The sequence below is a fragment of the Vibrio sp. SG41-7 genome (assembly GCF_014164465.1).
Taxonomy (GTDB): Bacteria; Pseudomonadota; Gammaproteobacteria; order Enterobacterales; family Vibrionaceae; genus Vibrio; species Vibrio splendidus.
In genome coordinates, this window is the sequence record NZ_JACJFF010000011.1 from 45,851 (window position 1) to 68,860 (window position 23,010).

Sequence of the window (23,010 nt, forward strand, 5' to 3'; positions counted from 1 at the left end):
AGTAAAGTTTATTCACAGCACTTGTTCTATCGCACTTTCAAAGGTTTAGATCAGTAGTTCGTTACATCCCAATGTGAGTTTTTAAAATGAACAAATGCTTGGTGTAACGACTCTTCTTTAATCGGTTTTACAATCACGTAATTAGCACCAGCAGCCATAAAGCTGTCTCTTGTCGACGCTTGAGCATCAGCGGTACACGCATAAATCGGGGCTGTAACGCCAATATCACTCCTAAGTTGCTGAGTAGTTTCAACGCCACCAAGATTGGGAAGTTGGTTATCCATCAAAATAAGATCATAGGTTGTCGCCTTAGCCATTTCTAGCGCTTCTAAACCGTCTTTTGCCCATGTCACCACCATGCCATATTTTTTGCAGAAAGCCTGCGCAATAAAGGCATTGGTGTGATTGTCTTCCACCAGCAATACGTTCAAAGATCGGCTAAACAGCGCCTCTGGTTCGATATCAGCTTGTTGCTTCACGTCCAATAGCGGCTTAGTGTGCACTTCCACTGGAATTTCTATAATGAACTCCGAACCTTGATTTATCTCACTGCGGACTTGAATGTCCCCTTCCAGCATATCGACCAGATTTTTTACAATCGTTAGGCCCAACCCTGTCCCACCATATTCACGAGTCGTGGTCTCTTCTGCTTGAACAAAGGGTTCAAACACAGCGTCAATCTTGCTTTCATCAATACCAATACCGGTATCTTTCACTCGAACGATCAAACTCGCATGGTCTGAGTTAAAGATACTTTCGAGTTCAAAACTAACGGAAATACCGCCTTGGTGAGTGAACTTAAGAGCGTTACTCACCAAGTTAAACATGATTTGATTCAAGCGCACTTGGTCGGTGTTTATTTCAATGTCACCAGCCAAGTGATTCACAATAGTAAATGCGATCGATTTATCGCCACAAAGCGGACGATAGATACTGTCTAATGTATTAACCAGTTCCCCCAAGCGGAAGTCTTTCTTTTGAATATTGAACTGCCCCTGCTCTATCTTTGAGAAGTCCAAGATATCGTTAAGTACCGCCAGCAAATGTTCCGCACTATTACAAAGTACATCCACCTGTTCACGGTTATCTTCACTGTGTATAGAGCGTTTCAGCAACTGAGAAACACCAAGAATACCGTTAAGCGGTGTACGAATCTCATGGCTCATCTTTGCGAGGAAATCTGCCCGTACATTCGCAAGGTGCTCAGCTTCTTCTCTTGCTCGATCAGCCTGCCTCTCAGCTTCAATGAGCTTAGTAATGTCTTGGCCTTGTACCACCACACCGGTAATGCCATGTTCCACACGAATAGCAGACATGTTCCAGCGAAACACCTTTTCACCAATGGGTACGTTAATACCTGTCAGTTTAGAGCCTTGAACCACCATATGAATATTCGGTAGCATGCGATGCTCAAACTCTTGAGCCACCGCTCCGTAGCTGTCATCGGCGTCAAATAGCGCCATACGAGCAGCGGGGTTCATCTGAATCAAGTCACCTTTATCAGACCAAACCAAGATAGGTGAATGAGCAAAGTTAAAGAGATCTTGGAATTTTTGGTTCTGTTCAGATAAACGTTCAAAAGTGTCCTCAAGGGTGCAACCAATATGATGAAACTCGAAAATGTTGGAGCCATCGAACTTGTTGTACTCTTCGCCGTCACTTGCTGAGCGAGTAAAGTCCATCAACTTATCGAGTTCAGCCGCCACCTTTCTTTGAATCCAAGCTCTCGCAAAGAAAGACATCAATATGATCACCACAATCACAACAATGATCGCACGCTCATAGTTCTCTTCTAACGCAATGAAGTTAGTGTTCTTTTGGACAGCTCGAATGGTAAGGGGCGTTTCAACGGCATTGATCTTAATGGTCGCGATGGTGACGAAATGACGAGGCAGTTGCTCGTACATTTTGTAGTTGAGGATGTCCGTTATTGTGTAACTTTCATCGCCACTGAATGTCGACGTAACCGGTGTTCCGTGCGCTTCGATAACAATATTTTCGCAGTTGCTGCCCTTCTGAATAGACTCAGCCAGAGAGAAATTGTTATCAAGTACGATCGCGATATAGAGCTGACCAAGAACCTCCCCTGTTTTGTTATCCACAATAGGGGTTCGGCGAGCCAACAAATGACGCTTACCAATATCGGTTATCACTTTAATGAAATGCCAGTTACTACTAAATGAAACCTCATCAGAGATATGTTTTAGGTTGGACTCATCCAATCCATAAAACTGACCGTTGCCATCTTCCCAGGCCAAACCGTCATGAGTAGAAACAAAGCGAAGATCCGGCGCATGATCCGGCTCTCTTTGGTCAACACCAAAAAAGAAATAACTCAGAGCCTCTTCATTGTGGGTATCAAAATACTCTCTGAGTGTTTCACTATGTGAGCTACTGTCTTGATGGATTTGCAGCACCGACAAACGGTAATCAAACATATTTTGGATCAAGCTAGAGGTTTGCTGGACCGTTCGATTCGTCTCTTGCTTTACGATATTACTGCTGGTTTCATAATTATGAATAAGTACGCCAAGTGCCATCACGCCTATCACTAAAATAATGATACGCGTAATGAGTTTAGCTAAGGTGTTCCTAGGTGTACTGGCGTAGCTTTTCTTCATTATTGACCTGAGTACCTAAATGCTCGCTGCTTAAGTTCTGAAATACGTTCTGGTGAATCATCTTTGGTCACAACTTCAAACTCACCAGAGTAAACCGTAGGAACTTCCAATCCGGCTAGGTCCCACTTGATCGCCTCTGCCATAGCGATACCGGTATCGTCATTCATACGCATGACTGTGACATCTAAATCGCCCTTTGCAATGGCTTCCAGTTCAGCGGATCCGCCTCCCCAGCCATTAACTAAGATATCTCGACCAGATTCACGAATGGCTTCCGCAGCGCCCAGAGCGACATCGGTTGCACATGCATAGATAAAGTCTAGGTCCTTATCGTTCGCAATGCTGATTTTAGCCGCTTGGTAACCACTCTCTTTGTCTGATTTCGTGTAAAACGAAGACTTAAGATCAAAGTTCGTATCAGTGTTCACATCATGGATAAAGGTATCTCCACGAGCATCACTGATGTAGCCCTCTGAGCGATATAACACAGAATATTTGCTGTCTGGTTTGCTCACTTCTTTAAAGTAATTCGCCAATTTTAAACTGCCTGTCGCATGATCAAATCCCACATACATGAACGGCTGTCTATCAGCCCAAGCACGGACTGGTGTTGTGATGTTTTGCAGAATGAGTTTGGTGTCAGTAGAGCTCAACACGTGCTCAATAAACTTGCGGTGGCGCGTCGTGTCTAATGTAAAAATCAAGTAGTCCGTTTTGTTCTCTATCGCTTCTTGCAATGAAATACTTGTTTGCGTGAGATCGGCATTAACCCGGGTAAACACCTGATTTATTTGATAGTTGATTCTCAACTTATCGAGGCGTTTCTCAAAAGCTTGAATGTTACGAACCCAGTAGTCGGAGATCTGTTGACCCGGATACACCACTGAGATCGTAATAGGCTCATTCTGAGCTCGTCTCAATGGCACAGGGTGATTTTGCACAGCTTCAACCATTTTATCGGTCAGTGCTTTTTGCTCTGGAAACTTGGAAAGATAATCTTGGTATTCCCAGTACCCATTGAGGACATGAGTACCATGGGAGAGAGCGGACGCAGAAAATACGGCAAGTCCAAACAACATCAGTAAACGTTTCATATTTTTCTCGTTTTATATGAGCTACTTTGGCTCATTTTTTAACCTAGCATGACACCATCTCTTTGTATGGCTGAAAGATATTATGTAGGACAACGATGATAAATGATAGCGTCTAACACTAATTAGAACGACATTCTAAATGAGCAATATGTTAATTTGGAATGGAGATTAACAACAACGAGTTCAATGATGATTTAAGCCCATTCACAGAAAGAGTAATTACCGTTAAAATTCATGAGCTTACATTTATTTATTATAGTCCATTACATTATTAATATTTAATCAATAACAAACATTTTAGCTATGAATTATGAGACTTCGATATATTGAATTCTGTCTTGTTGCCACTCAATAATTAGTTTGAGTGATACCAATTTTTCTTTGCGAGATTTTGGTAGTTGTTTGATCGCGTATTCGGTTTTCAACGCCTCACTTTTTGATCCAACACCAAAACTCCAAACTAGCTTAAGTGGGCCTTTACCTTTTAACGCTTTGGCACCTTTACCCGTTTGATGTTGTTCAAATCGACGCTCTAAATTATTCGTCACGCCACAATAAAGGGCATTGTGACGATTGCGGATTAAGTACACGACCCAATCCGCATTTTTATCAGACTCAGACATCTAAAGCAGTGATTCAACCAGAGCCTTAAGCTCTGCCACTTCTTCACGTAGGCTTGCGACTTCTGATTCAAGCTCTTCAAACTTTTCGCTTGTCGCAGAGGGTGCAACCGCACTTACCGATGCCGTCGCAAACGCTTCAACATCCACTTCACCACTCAATAAGTGCTGGTAGCGTGATTCACGTTTACCCGCTTCACGTGGTAGCTTCACGACTAAAGCACCCGCTTCTCTTACGGCTAATTTATCGAGTGTCGCTTCAAGCTCTTTCACATCACTAAAATTAGCAAGACGACCAGTACGAGTGCGCAGTTCGCCAGGAGTTTGCGCCCCACGAAGCAGCATACAGCAGATGATTGCGCGCTCTTGCTCTGTAAATTGCAAATCCCCAAATTCAGTATTACAGAAACGATGCTGATACTTATTAACACGGCTATTGAAGCTGCTCTCATCACTCACCATGCGGCGAGCTATCAAACCATCAACCGCATCTAAAACGTCCGACTCAGACAGAGAGAGAACTGGCTCACGGTTACTCTTTTGGTTACATGCAGTCGTTAAGCTGTTTAACGTTAACGGGTAATGATCCGGGGTAGTGACTTCTTTCTCGATCAAGCAACCGATAATTCTCGCTTCAATTGGGGAAAGTACTGTGTTCATCGTTTTTCCTTTTTATTATTTTGATAATTCCATCTCAACATTTAACAATGCAGCCAGTAATGGCTAATGCTCAGACAAAATCGGTACTCGTTTCTTTCTGCCTTGTTCATCAATCATTATGATCTTAGAACGATTTAGCTCTATTTCCACGACTTCCAAATAAGTACGTTCTTGTACATACGCATCACGAAGCTTGTTTTGCTCTGCCGAAGGTTCAGTGACATCGTCGCCCAAATCTTCTGTTTCCAGTTGTTGTTGATTCATTTCACATTTCGTATCAATGCCGTGTCTATACTGGATACTAACTTGAACAGTTAGATAAAAACAATCGCACTTTAGCGAGAGTGCCGAATAATTATACAACCTTACTTTTGCTTTGATCTAAAGACTGTTACAACACTAACTGATGTGCTTTAATCAGAACCAGACAACGTATTTGACGATTAGGAAAAGGAATCTATGAGCAGCGTATTTGAAATTGTTAACCAAGCACGACGTAAGAACAAACTTAAGCGTGAACTTTTAGACAACGAAAAGAAAGTTCGCGACAACCGCAAGCGTGTCGACCTTCTTGATAACCTACTTGATTACATCAAGCCAGAGATGACTCACGACGAGATCTTAGGCATTATCAAAAACATGAAAGCTGACTACGAAGACCGCGTTGATGATCACATCATCAAGAGTGCAGAGATCTCTAAAGCTCGTCGCGACATCAGCCGCCGCATTCGTGAACTAACAGAAGAAGACAAGCAAACTCAAGGTAAGAAGTAATCTAACCTCGCTAATTTACTTATAACAATGTTAGTAACCCACTCTTAGTAGTGGGTTTTTTTGTACCTAAACTCCAGCGTCTATACTTAAGCATCTAGACCTAAGCATCTAAACCTAACCGTCTAGACTTAAGCGTACCTAAGCAAAAATGAATGAAACTCAACAGCAGTATCAAACTAAATAACGAGTGTACACTAGCGATGGAGAGACTTTATGTACGGAAGTATTCTGATTACCTTGGCGTTATCAACGACACAACCCTACCCTGAAAAATTTGAGAAACTTTATACCGAAGAAACCGAAATCACTTATGACGATCTCGTGGTCGATGTTCATGGCTACAAGGTTCCGACCCGATCAGCATTTCGAGGTTGGATGCTCCTTAACCACGCCCAAGATCAAGTCAAAGCGATCGGTCAACAACTCAAAGACAACGGCATCACTCAGAGCATGCCTCTGCATTTAGTCTTGTTGCAAGGCACGGATTGGGCAATGAGTAATACGACCCTGTTCACCCTTCCCAATAAGAAACATGTGCCAAACATGATCAATACCCTTAAGTACATACAACAATATATTGAGCCTGAAATTGGCGTTGTTATCCCTGTGTCCGGAGAGCGAACCAATATCTACAATCAACAAGCTGGCGGCGCACTGCGAAGTAAACACTTGGAATTCTGCGCCTTAGACTTAGTACCTGCGAATGATATTACTCGCGAAGATCTACACGTGAAACTTAAAAAGATTCATGCTGAATTTGGGCAAAAAAATAATGTTGGGCTGGGTTTGTATTCTGGTGTTCGATTCCACATCGATACTTGCGGATTTAGACAGTGGTAACTACACATCAGAGTCATAAAGACTCGGTATATGCCGGAGTCATTATGACTCGAACAGTTGACAATACACTTTAACCAATTGATTTAATGATTAAAATAAAACTGGAACGCTAATTGCTATTGATAACGAGTATCATAATTATTAATAGCAATTAGGAATTCAATATGAAGACGATGACTCAACGCTTTCAAACGCTACTTTCTGTTTCAAACTTCAGTCTAGCAACCACCGCCTTGCTTATGCTACTCAGTATTATTGTTGCTTATCCTATGGCCGATCACTTCTCACTGCCAATTCAAATTGTCGCACACATCAGCACGATCTTAGTGGCTGCATTACTAAAGATTAGTTATGTCGGTCGCTGCCTTGCGCAATACAACCTTGGGTTAGAAGTTCGCTAAATCGTACAGTGCTAGCCTTGATAATGAGCCAGTTAGACAATATCAAGGCTACTGAAAAGGTCATACAGTTGGTGGGATTTATAAGGTTTCGGCAAGTAGGCATTCATGCCCGCTTCAAAGCAATCTTTGATGTCTTCTTCCAGCACACTAGCGGTTAAAGCAATGATGGGTAATGGTGCGGCTTGTTGGTCACTCTCCCACTGTCGAATCGCACGGGTCGCCGTTATTCCATCCATAACAGGCATCATGCAATCCATTAAGATAGCATCAAACTGAGCGCCTTGAGTGATGACATCCACCGCTTCTTGGCCATTACTGGCAATCAAATATTCATAGCCCGCTTGCTCAAGAAAGAAGCTCGCTATCTTCTGATTCATTAGGTTATCTTCAACAATCAGAATACGTCGGTTCAGAGAACGAACCTCTTCATCTTTTGCTTCCACCGTCGGCGCTTGTTCTTCACCGATATCGAGCGATTGTAAGCTGTTTAAGAATCGTCGACCCAAGAATGGCAATGTATGAGTTGAGTGAACCGTTTCTGTGATTAGATTGGTTTTAAAGAGATGATGCTGACACACGATAACGCGAGCCAAAGGGTATAACGCCTTCAGCGTCGCAAGATCTTTATCCATGGAGTGATGCAGCGTATGACAATAAAGTATGAAGTCACTTTCTTTCAGGTTTTCATCAAGATCCAAAATGGATGACACAACATTAGGTCGAACATTTAAGCGTTCACACTCTTTGACCAGTTGATCGAGGTAATTGAAAGAATTCGAGATAATAGTCGCACGGTTTAGGTTATCGAAGGTTTGAACATGAGTTTCGACAGTGTCGACATACAAACAAAAAGTGAACGTTGAGCCCTCTCCTTTCACTGAACGCGCGGTAATGTAACCCCCCATCAAATCAACAAGCTGTCGACAAATCGCAAGGCCTAACCCTGTCCCACCGAATTGGCGAGTAATGCTGCCATCTTCTTGAGTGAAAGGTTCAAATATGGACTCTAGCTTCTCTGGCTCAATCCCAATTCCAGTATCAGACACACTGCATTCAAGCTTGCCTCTACCCAAAGACATAGGTGTGTATGCAATGTCCGTCGTAATCGTGCCCTTTGACGTAAATTTGATGGCGTTAGACAGCAAATTGGTCAGCACCTGCCTTACACGGTACTCATCGAAAAACAGCTCCGGTGGGGTTTGGGAATCGATATTGATGTCGAGTTCGATATCTTTACTTATCGCTTTGGATAAAATCACACTTACTGAGTCGTAAACCGCCTCTCTCAGATCAGCATTGTGTGGCGATAGCATTAAGTTGCCCGACTCGATTTTGGAGAGGTCAAGAATGTCATTAAGCAGAACCAGTAATGAGTGAGAAGACGATTCGATGTCTCCTAACACTTCTTGTTGATTCGCGCTCAGTTGGCTTTGAGATAAGATCTCAGCCATCCCAATAATCCCGTTGAGTGGTGTACGTATCTCATGGGACATATTGGCTAAAAATGCGCTCTTGGCCTTGTTAGCCGAAATTGCATCTTCCTTTGTTTCTACTAACTCTTTGTTATGTTGATAGTTGCGCTCCATCACTCGATTTAAAGTTTCAGTGAACTCGACAAGTTCATCGTTGCCTTGAATATGAATGACCTTGGGCTTGCCGTAGCTATCCGCGCATTCAGACACCCCTTTCAAAATAATCGATAGGTTTCGATTTAAGCGAAGAGATGTCGCTACACCGAGCCACAACAACACACCTGAAACGACAAGAATAAGCAATGTCATAACCAAGGTTTGCCTTTTTTGCAGCGCTATATTTTTGGTCAGATCAAACTGCAATTGCTTCGTGTAAGCACCCACTGCCTTTGAAATCGCTAGCTTCTTTCGTTCTAAACCTTCCACATGTTCATATATTTCAGGCGACGAGAAGTCACCTTTGAGGATTCGAGCTGTAAAACGGTTTTGAAATTCATCTTTAGAAAACGTACTTAATAGCTTTCTAATTTCAGGCGAACGGCTTCCAGAACGGAAAAACGTATCTAATAACTGCTGCTGCCTTTCTGAAGCACCAACATAACTCAATAAATATTGATCTATCAGCTCTGGAGAACGATACAAGCGGTAGCTCAACCACGCTTCTCGCTGAGTCCAGAACACGTAGTGAGTAAGATTGATAAACATCGCGTCAGCTTGACTGATCTTTTCGTCCACGATGTTAATGCGATATTCAGATAGCTCCATTAACACGCCTTTTAGCAAGTCGAAAGCATGCTCTGTCAGTTGCGTGTTGTTGTCCGTAATCTGTGTTGCGTCGTTGTTCATACTGGAGGTTACGCGAGCGAGTCTAGCTAACACACTCTTAAGCTCAACCAACTGTGGTTCAACAGTCCAATTGCTGTCGAACTGTCGAAGCTGTTTCTCGTACTGAGCAAGTCTAGCTAAATCAGCTTGCAGCTTTAAAAGCAGCAGCTCTTTCTCTGGAGAGTCATTAGACAGAACCAACCATCGATAAGCATCGCTGGAAACGGTATTAAAAGATTGAAGCGCTTCAACCTTAATACGAGTTGTTTCAAGGTGATTCATCTTCTTATCGTTCTTGAGCACTTCATTGACTGTAAAACCAAACATGATGAATACAGAAACCGTGGAAAGAAATATAAGACGCCATCTAATTGACATGTTTATCATTTTTATAACGACTCCCTTCCCGAAAGTAATTTTACCTAGCCCAAGTTAAGAATAGGACATTAACAGGACTTATTGATCAAATTGGATATGAACAAACGATACTCTGAGCCCAGAACGGTAAATTATGATCAACTTACCTCCATGTTTAGGCTTTAAAGGGGGCTGTTACTTAAACCGATAGAGTTAAAACAAATATGCTTTAAACAGTTATGCTTTAAACAAGTGTGCTTTAAACACGCGAGCTCTAGACACAAGATGTTTAAACAGGAGGAGTATAGATGAGAGAGCTGTAAACAAACGAGGTATGAACAAGTGAAGTTTAACGAAGCAAGCTTTATCCAGTTATTATCACTCGCATAATAAGCAAACGGCCACGTTTCTCGGCTCCACAAGGTTGGGAGTAATGACTCTATAAACCAACAAACACCGAAGTTAAGTGAAATTTGTGAGATCCAATCGTTTGCGTCATGCACTTTTCGCACTCGAATTCGGCGTATTTAAAGGTCGAACAAGAAAACGCATTAATCACCTTATTTGTCGTTTACTGTTTACGTGTAACTTGAGCTAACGATCACACCTTTAATGATCACTATGACTTTTATTACATATAATATTTTGATTTGAGTATTTTTTGGCGAAAAATAAGTACTACAGATTGTTAAAGTCAATAGCCTTTATCGACACTAAAAACTTGATTTATGGCTAATATAAAGCCAACTTACAGATAATTTGTCTGCATTTATTTTTCCTAGCAGAATAACCCGTCGTACCTTACAATCCTGCCACATAAAAATTACAAGTTGCACACAAGGCATATCAAGCACATTTAAGTGGCAATATAGACCACAGCCTGATGCCTCAAATCCCCTATGCTGATTGGCTTCCCTACAACCGCCATGAATGCAGAAACTTAACGTGAAAGGTCCCGAGTAAAGATGAGTCCCGAAAAGCACCTCCTAGACTGGCAAACTAGTCAAACTATTGCTGAATCCATCGCTCCAACTTTAGGTCAGTTATACCGTCAAAAAGGCGTAGAAGTTATCCTCTTCGGTAAGACCCTGGTTAACGCGACAACTATCGACATCATCAAAGCTCACCGTATCGCAAAACGTTACACTGGTTCTCCTCTTACAGCAGAACAGACTCAACCAATCATTCAACACCTTCTCTCTATGGACTTGTCTCCATGTCGTATTGATGTTGGTCGCCTTGCCCATGCATTCTGGCAAGATCGCGAAGACACTCACGGGTTGGATGATTTTCTACAAACTGCACTTGTAGAATCGCTTCAAGGCGATGCAATGACAGAACCTCGTGACGTTGTATTGTACGGTTTTGGTCGTATTGGCCGACTGCTAACTCGTCTATTGATCGAGAAAAGTGGCCCAGGTTACCCACTTCGTTTACGTGCAATCGTTGTACGTGGTGGCAAAGACGGCGACCTAGAAAAACGTGCTAGCCTACTTCGTCGTGACTCTGTTCACGGCCAGTTCAACGGCAGCATCGTAGTTGACCAAGAACGTAAAGCAATCATCGTAAACGGCAACTTCATTCAAGTTATCTACGCAAACAAGCCAGAAGAAGTGGATTACACGACTTACGGTATTGAAAATGCACTTGTGGTTGATAACACAGGCGTATGGCGTGACGCTGAAGGCCTGAGCCAACACGTTGCATGTAACGGTGCGAAGAAAGTACTACTGACTGCGCCAGGCAAAGGCGACATCAAGAACGTAGTATTTGGTGTGAACGAGAATGTCATTCAACCAGAAGACACGATCATCTCTGCTGCAAGCTGTACGACAAACGCAATCACGCCAGTATTGAAAGCGGTTCACGATAAATTCGGCGTACTGTCTGGTCACATTGAAACGGTTCACTCATTTACCAATGACCAAAACCTAATCGATAACTTCCACTCAGGCGATCGTCGTGGTCGTGCTGCATCATTGAACATGGTTCTGACATCGACTGGTGCTGCTAAAGCGGTATCAAAAGCGATGCCAGAAATGGAAGGTAAGCTAACAGGTAATGCGATTCGCGTACCTACGCCAAATGTTTCAATGGCAGTAGCAAACCTAAACCTTGAGAAAGGCACAAACAAAGAAGAGTTAAACGAGTACCTGCGTGAAATGGCGCTGTCTTCTTCTCTGTCTGCACAAATTGATTACACAGATTCGACTGAGATTGTCTCGACGGATTTGGTTGGCTCTCGCCACCCTGGTGTGGTTGACGGTGTTGCGACTATCGCACAAGACAACCGTGCTGTTCTGTATATTTGGTACGACAACGAGTTTGGCTACAGCTGTCAGGTTGTTCACTGTATGGAACAAATGATGGGTGTGCGCTACAAGACTTACCCTGAAGTATAAACTGCTTAGAGCCTGTAAATTGCTTAGATTCTATTACTTCCTTAGATTCTATAAACAGTTTTAGGTAACCAGCTCCACAACATAATAATTATATCTGCGAGGTCTGTAATGGGCTTCGCAACCCTTCTTGTTTTACTCCCCCGTATAAACAGGAAGGTTGCCACTTAGATCTGCTCTCTCTATCTGATCTAAGTGGCCTTTTTACATCTAGAAAGCTAACTTTTATCGCTATGATAAGAACTTTATCCTCGTCACTCTTGGAAAGCTTCACTTCACGTCTGTTACAACTCAATCTCAACATCTGACTGAATCGCACTCGAACACGCGAGTACATAACCTTGCTCAATCTGTTCTGGCGTCAATGTCTCTTGGCTGCTTGATTCCACCGAACCTTTGGTTACTTTACACTTACACGAACCACAAATCCCACTGCGACAAGCAATGATAATCGGAACACCAGCTTTCTCTAATGAATCAGCGAGTGGTGTGCCCGCCTCCGCTTCTACTTCTGCGCCAAATGCAGGAACAAATACCTTAACGGCACCATTTGAATCTGCAGACGCTTCTGCTTGTGGTTCTTCTGAAGCAGTATTGCTATTGGCTAGTGAATTATTACTTTGAGTCGCGGGAGTAAAACTTTCTTGGTAGAAGTTATCCATGTTGAACTCAAGTTCTTTCAGGTAGTTCTCTATGTCTTGCATAAAGCTAACCGGCCCACACAAGTATACGGTTCTGTCTAAGATGTCTGGGCTGAGTGTTACCAACCAGCTCTTGTCTAAACGACCTTGGGGAGCAGTTGTTCCTTCACTGTCTTTCAGAAGCAACTTAAGGTTAAAGTTAGCGTGTGTCTCATCGAGTTGGTTGAGCTCTTCAAAGTAGATAGTCTCGCGTCGATTACGTGCCATGTGAACAAAATCGATTTCAACATCACTGCCTTGAGCCAACCAATACTTCGCCATCGCCATCACCGGAGTGATACCGCAACCCGCGCTCACTAGCGTTACTTTCTTTGTCGCCGTTGGCATGCAATCAATACAGTTAAACGCACCAGCAGGCTTCAATACAGAAACCTCATCACCTTCATCAAGTTCATCAACAATAAAGTTCGAAACCAAACCACCTTCCACACGCTTTACCGTCAGCTTCAGGCGGTTATCTTCAGGACAAGACGCTACAGAATAAGCACGGTAATCCGTTTTCGCCGGCATATCCAAACCCAGAGTAATAAATTGCCCCGGCTTAAAGTTGAAATGTAAGTCTTGTGGAACGCTGCCAAGCTCAAAGCTGACCGTATCTGGCGTCTCGTGCCATTTCTTTAAACACACTAAATTGATTGAATCGCTATCCGACCATGCATACATAGTTCGTGTACCTTGCTAATGACTAGATGATTAAATGACTAAAGATTTAAATCGAAAAAGCCCCGCCGTCGTCTGTTTTAGAAAAACGTCACAACAACGGGGCTTAGAGCTGGCTTAAATTAAGCCGCTAAGATTGTTTTAAGATCTTGCTCTGGCGTTGAGATAGAACGCATATCGAACTCGTCTTGCATAATCTTTAATAGGTTTTCTGTTAGGAAAGCTGGCGCTGTTGGGCCTGTGTAAATACCTTTCACACCAAGAGCGAACAGAGTAAGCAAGATAACGATCGCTTTTTGCTCGAACCAAGATAGAACCAGCGTTAACGGAAGTTCGTTGATACCACAATCAAACTCTTGAGACAGTGCGATAGCAAGTTGAATCGCAGAGTAAGCATCGTTACATTGGCCAACATCTAACAGACGTGGGATACCGTTAATGTCGCCGAATTGGTTTTTGTTGAAACGGAATTTACCACATGCAAGTGTCAGGATTACTGAATCTTCTGGCGCTTGAGCTGTAAAGTCTGTGTAGTAGCTACGTTCAGATTTGTCACCGTCACAACCACCGACTAGGAAGAAGTGTTTGATGTTGCCTTCTTTTACTTGCTCGATAACCGCCGGAGCCGCTTCCATCAGTGCGTTACGACCAAAACCGACAGTGATCATTTGCTCGATCTCATCGTGTTTGAAGCCTTCTTGCGCAAGAGCACAGTCGATTACTGCGCTGAAATCGTCGCCTTCAAGGTGATCAACACCCGGCCAGCCTACGATGCTACGCGTAAATAGACGGTCTGCGTAAGAACCTACATCAGGGTTAAGCAGGCAGTTAGATGTCATTACGATGGCACCAGGGAAGTTAGCGAATTCTTTTTGCTGGTTCTGCCAAGCGCTGCCGTAGTTACCCGCAAGGTGTGGGTACTTGTTCAGTTCAGGGTAACCGTGTGCAGGTAGCATCTCACCGTTAGTGTAAACATTGATGCCCTTGCCTTCCGTTTGTTGAAGGATTTTTTCTAGATCATGTAAGTCGTGACCAGAAACAAGAATACAGTGGCCTTTCTTAGTCTTCACGTTCACGGTTGTTGGTTGAGGGTGACCAAATGTATCTGTCTCACCTTTATCCAGCATTTCCATGACTTTGTAGTTCATCAAGCCAATCTGCATAGACGTATCTAGCAGTTGTTTTAGGTCAGATGGGTCAGTACCTAAGAAAGCCATGATTTCATGGTATTCAGCAAAGATAGCATTGTCAGTTTGACCAAGAACACGCGCGTGCTCCATGTAGGCTGCCGCACCTTTTAGACCGTATAGGCAAAGAAGGCGAAGACCAATCACATCTTCATGTTGAGAGTCGTGACCACGGTTTACCGCAGCTTGAGGGGCAAGTGCCAATAGCTCTGAAGAATCTGTTGGAAGATCGAATTGCGCAGCAGCCGAAAGTGCTGGGATTTCAAAACCGATCAACGTAGCAGCCGCACGTACCTGTTGCTCTAAACGCTGCTTAAACTCGTGAGATTGTTGTGCAAATTCGATAATACGAGCAGGGTCGAAGTTAACGTTAGTCAGTGTTGCGAAGAACGCTTTTGGTGCCCATTCGTCAATTTCAGTATCAATAACATCACAAGCACGGCCTAAATTGGCCCAGAAAGAAACACCTTGAAGAGAATGCACCAACACGTCTTGAAGGTCGGATACTTCCGATGTTTTACCACACATACCTTGTGCGAAAGAACAGCCTTTTACGGTTGGGGTTTGAATTGTTTGTTCACATTGAATACAGAACATAAGGGCTCCAGTAATATTTTAGTTAACTGTAAGTACTTTGCTTACAGTGACTTATTCCAAACCCTATAGAGCATCAACCGTGCCAACTTTTAACTCATTGATTTTATTAACCTTTCCTTTATCCCCTTATTTTAGTGCGTGATTATGACTACATATAAACTCTCAATCCACACACACCTGAGTCATAGTGACTCTCTAGAATTATTTGGTGGTGTTCATGTTTCGTTCAGAATAGAAGCGATATAGTAACAACATAGAAAAAGAGGAATGAATATGAAAAATATATTAGTTACGATTGTTGCGTTGTTTACTGGCCTATTGGCGTTATTCACTAGCTTGATCCTTGCTATTCCTTTAGCTATTGCAGCTTTAATTACTGGCAAGCGCATTCAGAATCAAATGAAGAAACAAGGTTTCGCAGCTCATATGAACACTCGTCAGTCATCAACCAATGATGCCGGTGTTATTGAAGGTGAATACGAAGACCTTTCAAGCAAAAAGTAATCTAAACTTAAGTTTCAAACACAGTGAAAGCACAACAGAGACAACATTAAAAAATGCATAGAAATACCATTCTAACGCTGCTCGCCTTAACGACTTTAAGTCTCGTTGGTTGTTCCAACGAGACATCGATACCCGCTTACGAAACATCTCCAGACTTGCCTAGCTATCAGCAAGACAACTTTGATGCCTACGTCAATGACACCCAAGATTGGCTGCTGAAAAACCGCGTGTTCATGACAAAAGACAAGCAGCTTGAGATTCAACTGAACTCCCCGACTGAATACAAACCTACCGAACCTAACGGCAAGGCAGTGTTATTGGTCCATGGATTAGGTGATTCACCCTATTCGTTTAAAGACATCGCTACCCATTTGGCTGAGCAAGGTTACTTAGTGAGAACGGTATTGCTTCCGGGTCACGGTAGTCGTGTGGGTGACCTAATGCAACCGAGCTTAGATGATTGGCAAGGTGTAGTCGCTCACCATACCAAGTTGCTTGAGCAAGAGTATGATTCTGTGTGGCTTGGCGGCTATTCAACAGGCGCAAATCTCGTCACTTCGCAAGCGATGAACGATCCAAAGATCTCCGGATTACTGCTGTTCTCTCCTGCGTTTCAACCAAGCTCGTCTGCCGTTCAATACGCGGGGCTCGCAAGCTACTTTTTCACTTGGGCTGATCAAGATCCTGAAGACAACGTGTTGCGTTACAACTCATTGCCAATGAACGGTGCCTCGGTTTACTACGAGACATCAGAAGTCGTTCGTGATGACTTACAAGATAAGCACTTCGATAAACCGGTGTTTATTATGATGAGTGAAGGCGACAGCGTGATTGACACCAGTTTCGTTCAACAAGCGTTTACTGAATCGATGCCCAACCCAAACAATGTGTTGATCTGGCAAGGTGAGACGACACTCGATGATCCGCGAGCGGTTCAGTACAGCATGAAACTCCCGGAACAACGCATCTCGAACGGTTCTCACATGGGTTTACTGTTCTCGCCAAGCAATCCGTATTACGGAATCAATGGTAGCGAGAAGATCTGCTCCAATGGTCAAGAGGAAGGTTTTGAAGAACAGTGCAACGCGACAAGTGAAGTTTGGTACTCAGCATGGGGATATCGTGAAGATGGAAAAAACCATGCACGTTTGACCTATAACCCTTACTTTGCTGACTCAATGAAAGAATTAGACTCGGTTCTAAACTCAGCAGGCTAACTTCTTTTAGCGGTTAGCGTTTAGCGTGTAGATAGGTAGAAACAAAAACGGCTCACAAGATAACCTCTTGTGAGCCGTTTTAGATCTTAAGGTCTAGTGATGACTAAATCATCCACACCACACGCACAGCAAGCAGAATCAACACCACACCTGACAATCGGTCAATCAACTGCGCTTTCGAACGAATACGTTCAACAATCAAAGGGCTAGACAGCACCAAGGTTATAAATGTGTACCATAAACCGTCTACAAGTAGCGGTGTTGATACGATAATCACTTGATTGGTCAGTTCATTACCTAACGCAACAAATTGGCTAAACAGAGCGATGAAGAACAGCGCGATTTTTGGGCTCAAGATAGAGATCAAGAAAGCCTCGCGAGCAGACTGCATGTAACTCATCTGTTCACCCGCTTCCAATTTCGCGGCAACACCACCTTTCGAACGCAACGCATTCACGCCGAGATAAAGCAGATACGCTGCACCCGCTAAACTAATGGCTTTGAACAACATGGGTGATTGCTCAAGCACAACGGCTAAACCAACAATGGTTGCGAACGCATAAATACCGATGCCTACGGCGTGAGACCAAGCCGCGATAAGCCCGTTCATACGGCCACCAGCCAGACTGTGTTTTGCAATCATCGCCAAGCTTGGGCCCGGAGACATTGCACCCAACAAGCAAATCGCTAATAAAGAAAACCAAATTGTTACTGTCATCATTCCATTCCTAGTAAAACAAAGCGCCCCAGCGGAACGCTCTTTGCTTAATACTCAATACTTAGCACTTACCATAATTCGCAGAAGGTATTATTTGAAATCAAAGATTATCATTACACCTATGACTTCAAGTCATACTGATATTATAACTCGACTTCTGCATAGCTTGGAATGCCTTTTCTCTCGCCCATTTGTGGGCAGAGTCGTTGTCATACTTGGGGTGCCACATTAACCAATAGGTGTGCATTTCCGTATCAAATGGCAAAGAAAAATAGGCAGTATCGAGGTGCCGACCTAGGTTATAGGCGATATGTTCTGGCACGATCATCAGATAGTCGTCTTGCATTAACACAGTACCTGCGGATGAAAAGAACGGAACCTGCAGAGCCACTCTTCGCTTCAGCCCTTGCTTCTTCAATGCTATGTCCGCGTAGCTGTCTTTATCTCCACCACCCGTCACTTTGATGTGAGAGTAGTTAACAATATCTTCTGCACTTAAAACCGCTTGCTGAGCCAATGGGTGCGACTTGCGCATCAAACACACCGATTTATCTTCACCAAGCTTAATGCTTGAGACATGTTCAGGCTTTGTGGGAAACATACTGGAAGCCAAATGAATACCCGACTCGTTCAGAGCTTCAAGGTAATTTGGCTGCCACAAGCGGAAAGCCAAATTAATGTTCGGAGCTTCGGCGGACACCTCTGCAACAATAACAGGAAGAATATACTGAGCCACATAGTCACTCGAAGACAATACCAGTTCACCCTGCCAGTCTTGCGGTTCAAAGGGTTTATCGTCTAAAAGGTGATCGAACTCTCCAAGCAAGTCATCGAGTTTGCCTTTGAGCAACAAAGCACGGTTAGTCGGAACCAGTTTGTTGCCATCACGAACCAGCAAAGGATCGCCACATAGATCTCTAAGCTGAGCCAGTTGACGGCTCACCGCCGACTGCGTGATGTGCAAACGCTGAGCTGTTCGACTGACATGACACTCTTCAAGAAGCACATGCAGAGAGCGCAGTAGGTTTAAGTTGATATTACCTAACATGAATGCACCGTCGCATTCTGTTTGTTGAAAAATTCCGTCAAGACAGTATGAGTCATGAGGTGTCGAAGCTCTGGATAGCTTTGCAGCCGATCGCGAATTTGGTTCAAACGCTCCATGCTTTCAACTTCAACATAAAGCATCATGTCAGTCTCACCGCTAATAGAGTGGCACCATTGCACCTCATCAATACTCTGGATTCGTGTCGCGTAAGACTCACAACTATGGTCGCTGCTCGACATGTCGAACTTCAACAAGATGTAAGCGCACACATTCTTCGTTTGATTGGGCTCTACCACTTGAGCACAATAACCCGTAATCACTTTGTCGCTTTCCAGTTTCTTGATTCTGGCATTCACCGCCGAACGCGAGAGACTGACATCTCGGGCGATATCGCTCACTGAGCATCGTGCATTGGTCTTGAGAATATCCAAAATTTGGCGATCAAATTTATCCATGCTTCTGATTCTTTCCATTTATTGTTCTATTTATAACGCCTAATTTGACACAACTTTCCTACTTATAACAGCCATTATGACAGCCGACACTTTCACACTTAATCAAATCAATTCCGTTAAATTGACGGTGTCTTAAGACGTTTCGCTAGCTGTATTATTGATGTCGACAATGTATGCTCTCATTCATAGCATCACCCATACATCAGAAAACAGGCACAAGAAGGCCGACATGATAAGCCAATAGCTAGGAGAGCGAATGACACAACTCAAACAAGAAATCACGCTTATTTCAGGAATCGGACAACTCTCGACTACCTTGCTAGGCACTGGATTATTTATGATCCCTGCCATCGCAGCAGGCATTGCAGGACAGTTGTCACTACTCGCGTGGTTAATCCTGTTTATCGCCATTTGCCCGATTGCACTAACCTTCGCAGCATTAGGGAAACGCTACCCCAATGCAGGAGGCACGGCCTATTTTGTGCGTCAGGCATTCAGTGAGCGATTAGAAACCAGCGTGGCTTGGTTGTTTGTGAGTGTTATTCCTGTCGGTATTCCGGCTGCGATTGCATTGGCTGGAGGTTTTGCACAACAACTGTTACCAGCGCCACTCGACACGCCACTTGGCGCTCAGTCCTTTACCGTCGCTCTGCTTATTGCCGTCAATTTGATGGGCAGTAAGTCTTCTGGCCGCTTACAAACGGTGATCGCCTTGTCGATTTTTGCCTTGGTTAGCGCCTTTGTTTGGAAAGCCGACATCACAGCAGCTGACATCGCAGTTCCGACCATGACGTCCGATTCGATGTGGTCGATTGGCGCAGCCTTAGCGGTGATGTTTTGGTGCTTTGTCGGGATAGAAGCCTTTGCTCACATGGGAGAAGAATTTAAAAATCCACAGCGTGACTTTCCCATAGCAATCATTGCAGGGTGTTTCGTTGCGGGCATAGTGTACTGGGCTTGCTCGGTGGTTATTATCAAGCTAGGCGCTTATGGTTCACCTGAATTTGATGCAGCATCCATCCCGTGGGTAACAGAACAACTGTTTGGTAATGGCTTCAAAACCGTCATCAGTGTGCTGGGTTTCTTTGCTTGTTTTGCTAGCCTAAACCTTTACACACAAAGCTTGTCTCGTATGATTTGGGCTCAGGCTCGCCAACACAGTCCTGAAAGCAGAATGGCTCAACTCAATAGCCGTGGTGTACCACTTTACCCAACGTTAGCAATTGGCTTTGTCGCGCTTATCTCTTGTGTGATTGGTGAGTTGTCTAATCTCGATCTCGAATTCTTTCTTAAACTCGCCAACGGTATTTTCGTTCTGGTTTATCTGCTTGCAATGTTAGCGGCTTGCCGATTACTGACTGGCGCATCTAGATACACCGCCATGCTCTCACTGGTCATCTGTACCTTGGTGTTTATCTGTTTAAGCTGGTCGATGCTCTATGCCGTCACTATTTTTGTGACATTGTCACTCCCTTGGCGGAAGTGGCTAGGTAAAGGTAAACCCACCGTTTCTGTCGACAAGTTATAACCCGATTAATGATGAATCGACACACTGTAAGCAAGCCCTACCAATATTACTGATAAAAAAGCCGAGCGATCTGTGTGATCTTCGGCTTTATCTCAGCCAAACGGATATTTCCAAACCCCAACACCGCCCCATTCCAATCACGAGCATCACTTGATCCATATTCATAAAAGTCAAAAGGACGAATGATGATATTTTCAAGCTCTGCTCTACGGCTCCACTCATGTTCAGATATGCCTTGATACCACTTCACGGTCACATGTAGCCCTGCCGCTTGGCTAATCACTTCAAGATCGCCATGAAACTCACTTTTAATCGCTTCTATCATCGCTTCATGCTTGAGTTTGTATGAACGACGCATCTTTCTAATATGACGCAGTAAGTCGCCTTCGCGAACAAAATCCGCCAAAGCTTCCTGTGTGTGGGACGCCGTGTCTCCCGTGAGCGCGTCTTTAATCTCAAGACACTTTGCCACCAGACTTTCAGGCACCACTAAATAACCTAACCGGAGGCCATTGAACATCACCTTACTCAGAGAGCCGACATAGATGATGCGATCATCGAACCCTAACTTACCTGCCAAACCTTGCATGCTCGTATAAGGGCGATGAGCAAACTGGAACTCACTGTCGTAGTCATCTTCAATGATCCATGACTGATGTTTGTTAGCCCAATCGATCAACTTAAGGCGTTGCTCAGTGTTGAGGGTCGTGCCCATTGGGTATTGATTGCTCGGCGTGACATAGAGAGCTTTAGAATTACTGGAGAGCACTTTTTCAATATCTAACCCAACCTTTTCACGCACACTCACACCGTCTAGCTCTAGCCTCAATAGATCGATAATTTTATGCACTTGTCGATAGCCGGGCTCTTCCACAAGGATTTTGTCGCCCATCGCTAACGTTGCCATCAAACCAATTGAGATGGCTTGCTGCGCACCTGCGGTGATGATGATTCTGTCGGCACTACAGTGAACGGAGCGACTACTCGCAAGATACCCGCTCAACGCATCCCTCAAGGCCAAGCTTCCCTGAACCTCTTGATTGCCCGCAATGTTCTGACGTGTAGAGTGACGTTGCAGCAGCCTCTGCCATTTAGCAAAAGGGAACGCATCTAAGTCAGGAACTCCGGGGGCAAAGCTGCGGTTAATGTCGTTAGGTGTCGCGATGTTTGTACTCGGTTGACTGACTGTTTGTTTGACCTTCGGATCCTGAATACTGTTTGGCTTAGACAAACTTAGAAAGTGTTCTGGTTGTTCAACCGAAACATAAAACCCTGAGCCTTGCTTACTCTCGATATAGCCTTCGGTGACCAGTTGTTCGTACGCATAAATCACCGTATTTCGACTCACCGATAACTCGAAAGCCAACTTACGTGTTGAAGGTAACTTACTGCCCTTGCTCCATAAATCTTGAACGATCTTCTCTCTTATCGCGTGGAACAAGGCGGTTTGACGCGTGTCGTGTTGTTCGTCTAACTGTAGATCACCGACATCAATAGGCTGCATAACTGGATCCAAATAGTGTTTAAAAGTGGCTCTATTTAATAGACCAGTTAATCGCTACATTAATCAAAAGGCAATGATTAAGGAGCGATTATGTTATCTAACACGAAAAGAACCACGATTAAAAAAGGGGCTCACAAAGCCGTATTTGAACAAGAGAAACTGCACCAAATTATTGATGAGAGCTTAATCGCACACATTGCATTGCAGGGTGAACAAGGGCCAATGGTTATACCGATGCTCGCGTGGCGAGTCGATGACATGGTCTACATTCATGGGGCTAAAAACAGTCGCTTATTGAAAGGTCTGAAAAAGGGAGATCCAACCTGCTTAACGTTCACTTTGTTCGATGGTTGGGTGTTGGCCCGTTCGGCATTTCATCACAGTGCGCATTATCGTTCTGCTGTGGTATTGGGGTCATTTTCAGTCATCGATGACAATCAAGAAAAGGATCGCTTGTTGAATATCTTTATTGAGCAAATCGCGCCGGGCAGAACCGATGAAGTGAGGCTCAGTAATGAGAAAGAGCTCACCGCAACCGAGCTATTGGCGATACCTTTAACGGAAGCCTCCGTGAAGATTGGTAAACATGGCGTGAATGATGATAAGACTGATATGGATATCCCAGTATGGGCTGGCGTATTACCTTATCGAACGGTCGTAGGGCCATTAGAAACGGTTCCAGAGCAAGAAGGCATCATTGAAACACCAGATTACCAACAAGCCTATGGTGAGCGCTGGTATCAGAATTGATACACAAAGGTAGTCAACTTAATAAAATTGTATACAATCTGAATTACAAAAATTTAACATGACATAATAATGTAATCA

20 protein-coding genes are annotated in these 23,010 nt (G+C 43.8%); 8 read left to right on the top strand and 12 right to left on the bottom strand.

The features are described from left to right. Positions 1 to 50 precede the first annotated feature (50 nt). From luxQ to H5300_RS04850, 5 genes are all read right to left on the bottom strand, one after another. Complete coding sequence (gene luxQ / locus H5300_RS04830) at positions 51 to 2,621, bottom strand: quorum-sensing autoinducer 2 sensor kinase/phosphatase LuxQ (RefSeq protein ID WP_182795546.1); 2,571 nt, start codon at positions 2,619 to 2,621, stop codon at positions 51 to 53. After that, complete coding sequence (locus tag H5300_RS04835) at positions 2,621 to 3,715, bottom strand: autoinducer 2-binding periplasmic protein LuxP (RefSeq protein ID WP_004730058.1); 1,095 nt, start codon at positions 3,713 to 3,715, stop codon at positions 2,621 to 2,623. Before H5300_RS04835 ends, luxQ begins: the two co-directional genes overlap by 1 nt. 308 nt (positions 3,716 to 4,023) lie before the next feature. Further along, positions 4,024 to 4,338 (bottom strand): GIY-YIG nuclease family protein, encoded by a 315-nt coding sequence (locus H5300_RS04840; protein WP_004730056.1) that lies wholly within the window; start codon positions 4,336 to 4,338, stop codon positions 4,024 to 4,026. After that, the gene (locus tag H5300_RS04845; RefSeq protein ID WP_017082480.1) at positions 4,339 to 4,995 is read right to left on the bottom strand and encodes a YceH family protein; all 657 of its coding nucleotides are present in this window, start codon (positions 4,993 to 4,995) and stop codon (positions 4,339 to 4,341) included. It lies immediately after the preceding gene. A gap of 63 nt (positions 4,996 to 5,058) precedes the next feature. Continuing rightward, positions 5,059 to 5,259: a hypothetical protein gene (locus H5300_RS04850; RefSeq protein WP_004730052.1), complete on the bottom strand. Its 201-nt coding sequence runs from the start codon at positions 5,257 to 5,259 to the stop codon at positions 5,059 to 5,061. Between the two features lie 195 nt (positions 5,260 to 5,454). Between H5300_RS04850 and H5300_RS04855 the strand changes: the two genes are divergently transcribed. The 3 genes from H5300_RS04855 (at position 5,455) to H5300_RS04865 (ending at position 7,010) form a co-directional block, all read left to right on the top strand. After that, positions 5,455 to 5,769 (top strand): DUF496 family protein, encoded by a 315-nt coding sequence (locus tag H5300_RS04855; RefSeq protein ID WP_004730049.1) that lies wholly within the window; start codon positions 5,455 to 5,457, stop codon positions 5,767 to 5,769. 213 nt (positions 5,770 to 5,982) lie between these two features. Continuing rightward, positions 5,983 to 6,609: a D-Ala-D-Ala carboxypeptidase family metallohydrolase gene (locus tag H5300_RS04860; protein WP_004730047.1), complete on the top strand. Its 627-nt coding sequence runs from the start codon at positions 5,983 to 5,985 to the stop codon at positions 6,607 to 6,609. A gap of 164 nt (positions 6,610 to 6,773) precedes the next feature. Further along, positions 6,774 to 7,010, top strand: coding sequence for a hypothetical protein (locus H5300_RS04865; protein ID WP_004730045.1), 237 nt, complete (start codon positions 6,774 to 6,776; stop codon positions 7,008 to 7,010). 32 nt (positions 7,011 to 7,042) lie between these two features. On the opposite strand, the gene H5300_RS04870 is transcribed toward H5300_RS04865, so the two are convergent. Further along, on the bottom strand, positions 7,043 to 9,634 hold the full coding sequence (locus tag H5300_RS04870; RefSeq protein WP_182795552.1) for an ATP-binding protein: 2,592 nt from the start codon (positions 9,632 to 9,634) through the stop codon (positions 7,043 to 7,045). 995 nt (positions 9,635 to 10,629) lie between these two features. On the opposite strand from H5300_RS04870, the gene H5300_RS04875 reads away from it, so the two are divergent. After that, positions 10,630 to 12,066 carry a glyceraldehyde-3-phosphate dehydrogenase gene (locus H5300_RS04875; RefSeq protein WP_004730041.1) on the top strand — a complete coding sequence of 479 codons (1,437 nt, stop codon included), beginning with the start codon at positions 10,630 to 10,632 and terminating at the stop codon, positions 12,064 to 12,066. Between the two features lie 281 nt (positions 12,067 to 12,347). Here the strand turns inward: H5300_RS04875 and H5300_RS04880 are convergent, their stop codons facing one another. After that, complete coding sequence (locus tag H5300_RS04880) at positions 12,348 to 13,427, bottom strand: hybrid-cluster NAD(P)-dependent oxidoreductase (RefSeq protein ID WP_017093088.1); 1,080 nt, start codon at positions 13,425 to 13,427, stop codon at positions 12,348 to 12,350. Positions 13,428 to 13,546: 119 nt separating this feature from the next. Then, positions 13,547 to 15,208, bottom strand: coding sequence for a hydroxylamine reductase (gene hcp / locus H5300_RS04885; protein ID WP_004730037.1), 1,662 nt, complete (start codon positions 15,206 to 15,208; stop codon positions 13,547 to 13,549). Positions 15,209 to 15,481: 273 nt separating this feature from the next. Here hcp and H5300_RS04890 point away from each other — a divergent pair, with 273 nt between their 5' ends. Beyond that, entirely contained in the window at positions 15,482 to 15,712 is a 231-nt protein-coding gene (locus tag H5300_RS04890; RefSeq protein WP_017061777.1) for a hypothetical protein, read from the top strand. A 53-nt stretch (positions 15,713 to 15,765) separates the two neighbouring features. Next, positions 15,766 to 16,929 carry a carboxylesterase gene (locus H5300_RS04895; RefSeq protein ID WP_182795547.1) on the top strand — a complete coding sequence of 388 codons (1,164 nt, stop codon included), beginning with the start codon at positions 15,766 to 15,768 and terminating at the stop codon, positions 16,927 to 16,929. Positions 16,930 to 17,032: 103 nt separating this feature from the next. Here the strand turns inward: H5300_RS04895 and H5300_RS04900 are convergent, their stop codons facing one another. From H5300_RS04900 to H5300_RS04910, 3 genes are all read right to left on the bottom strand, one after another. Beyond that, positions 17,033 to 17,647, bottom strand: a complete 615-nt coding sequence (locus H5300_RS04900) for a LysE family translocator (RefSeq protein ID WP_029221972.1) — start codon at positions 17,645 to 17,647, stop codon at positions 17,033 to 17,035. 127 nt (positions 17,648 to 17,774) lie between these two features. Beyond that, positions 17,775 to 18,695, bottom strand: coding sequence for a LysR family transcriptional regulator (locus H5300_RS04905; protein WP_108092484.1), 921 nt, complete (start codon positions 18,693 to 18,695; stop codon positions 17,775 to 17,777). Beyond that, positions 18,689 to 19,150, bottom strand: a complete 462-nt coding sequence (locus H5300_RS04910) for an Lrp/AsnC family transcriptional regulator (protein WP_017079626.1) — start codon at positions 19,148 to 19,150, stop codon at positions 18,689 to 18,691. Before H5300_RS04910 ends, H5300_RS04905 begins: the two co-directional genes overlap by 7 nt. A 256-nt stretch (positions 19,151 to 19,406) precedes the next feature. On the opposite strand from H5300_RS04910, the gene yjeH reads away from it, so the two are divergent. Then, positions 19,407 to 20,678: an L-methionine/branched-chain amino acid transporter gene (gene yjeH, locus H5300_RS04915; RefSeq protein ID WP_017082487.1), complete on the top strand. Its 1,272-nt coding sequence runs from the start codon at positions 19,407 to 19,409 to the stop codon at positions 20,676 to 20,678. Between the two features lie 46 nt (positions 20,679 to 20,724). Here yjeH and H5300_RS04920 read toward each other — a convergent pair whose 3' ends face one another. Continuing rightward, positions 20,725 to 22,182 (bottom strand): PLP-dependent aminotransferase family protein, encoded by a 1,458-nt coding sequence (locus H5300_RS04920; RefSeq protein WP_017082488.1) that lies wholly within the window; start codon positions 22,180 to 22,182, stop codon positions 20,725 to 20,727. 90 nt (positions 22,183 to 22,272) lie between these two features. On the opposite strand from H5300_RS04920, the gene H5300_RS04925 reads away from it, so the two are divergent. Further along, a complete protein-coding gene (locus H5300_RS04925; protein WP_054547130.1) occupies positions 22,273 to 22,932 on the top strand; it encodes a pyridoxamine 5'-phosphate oxidase family protein in 660 nt (219 codons plus the stop codon). The last annotated feature ends 78 nt before the right edge of the window (positions 22,933 to 23,010 follow it).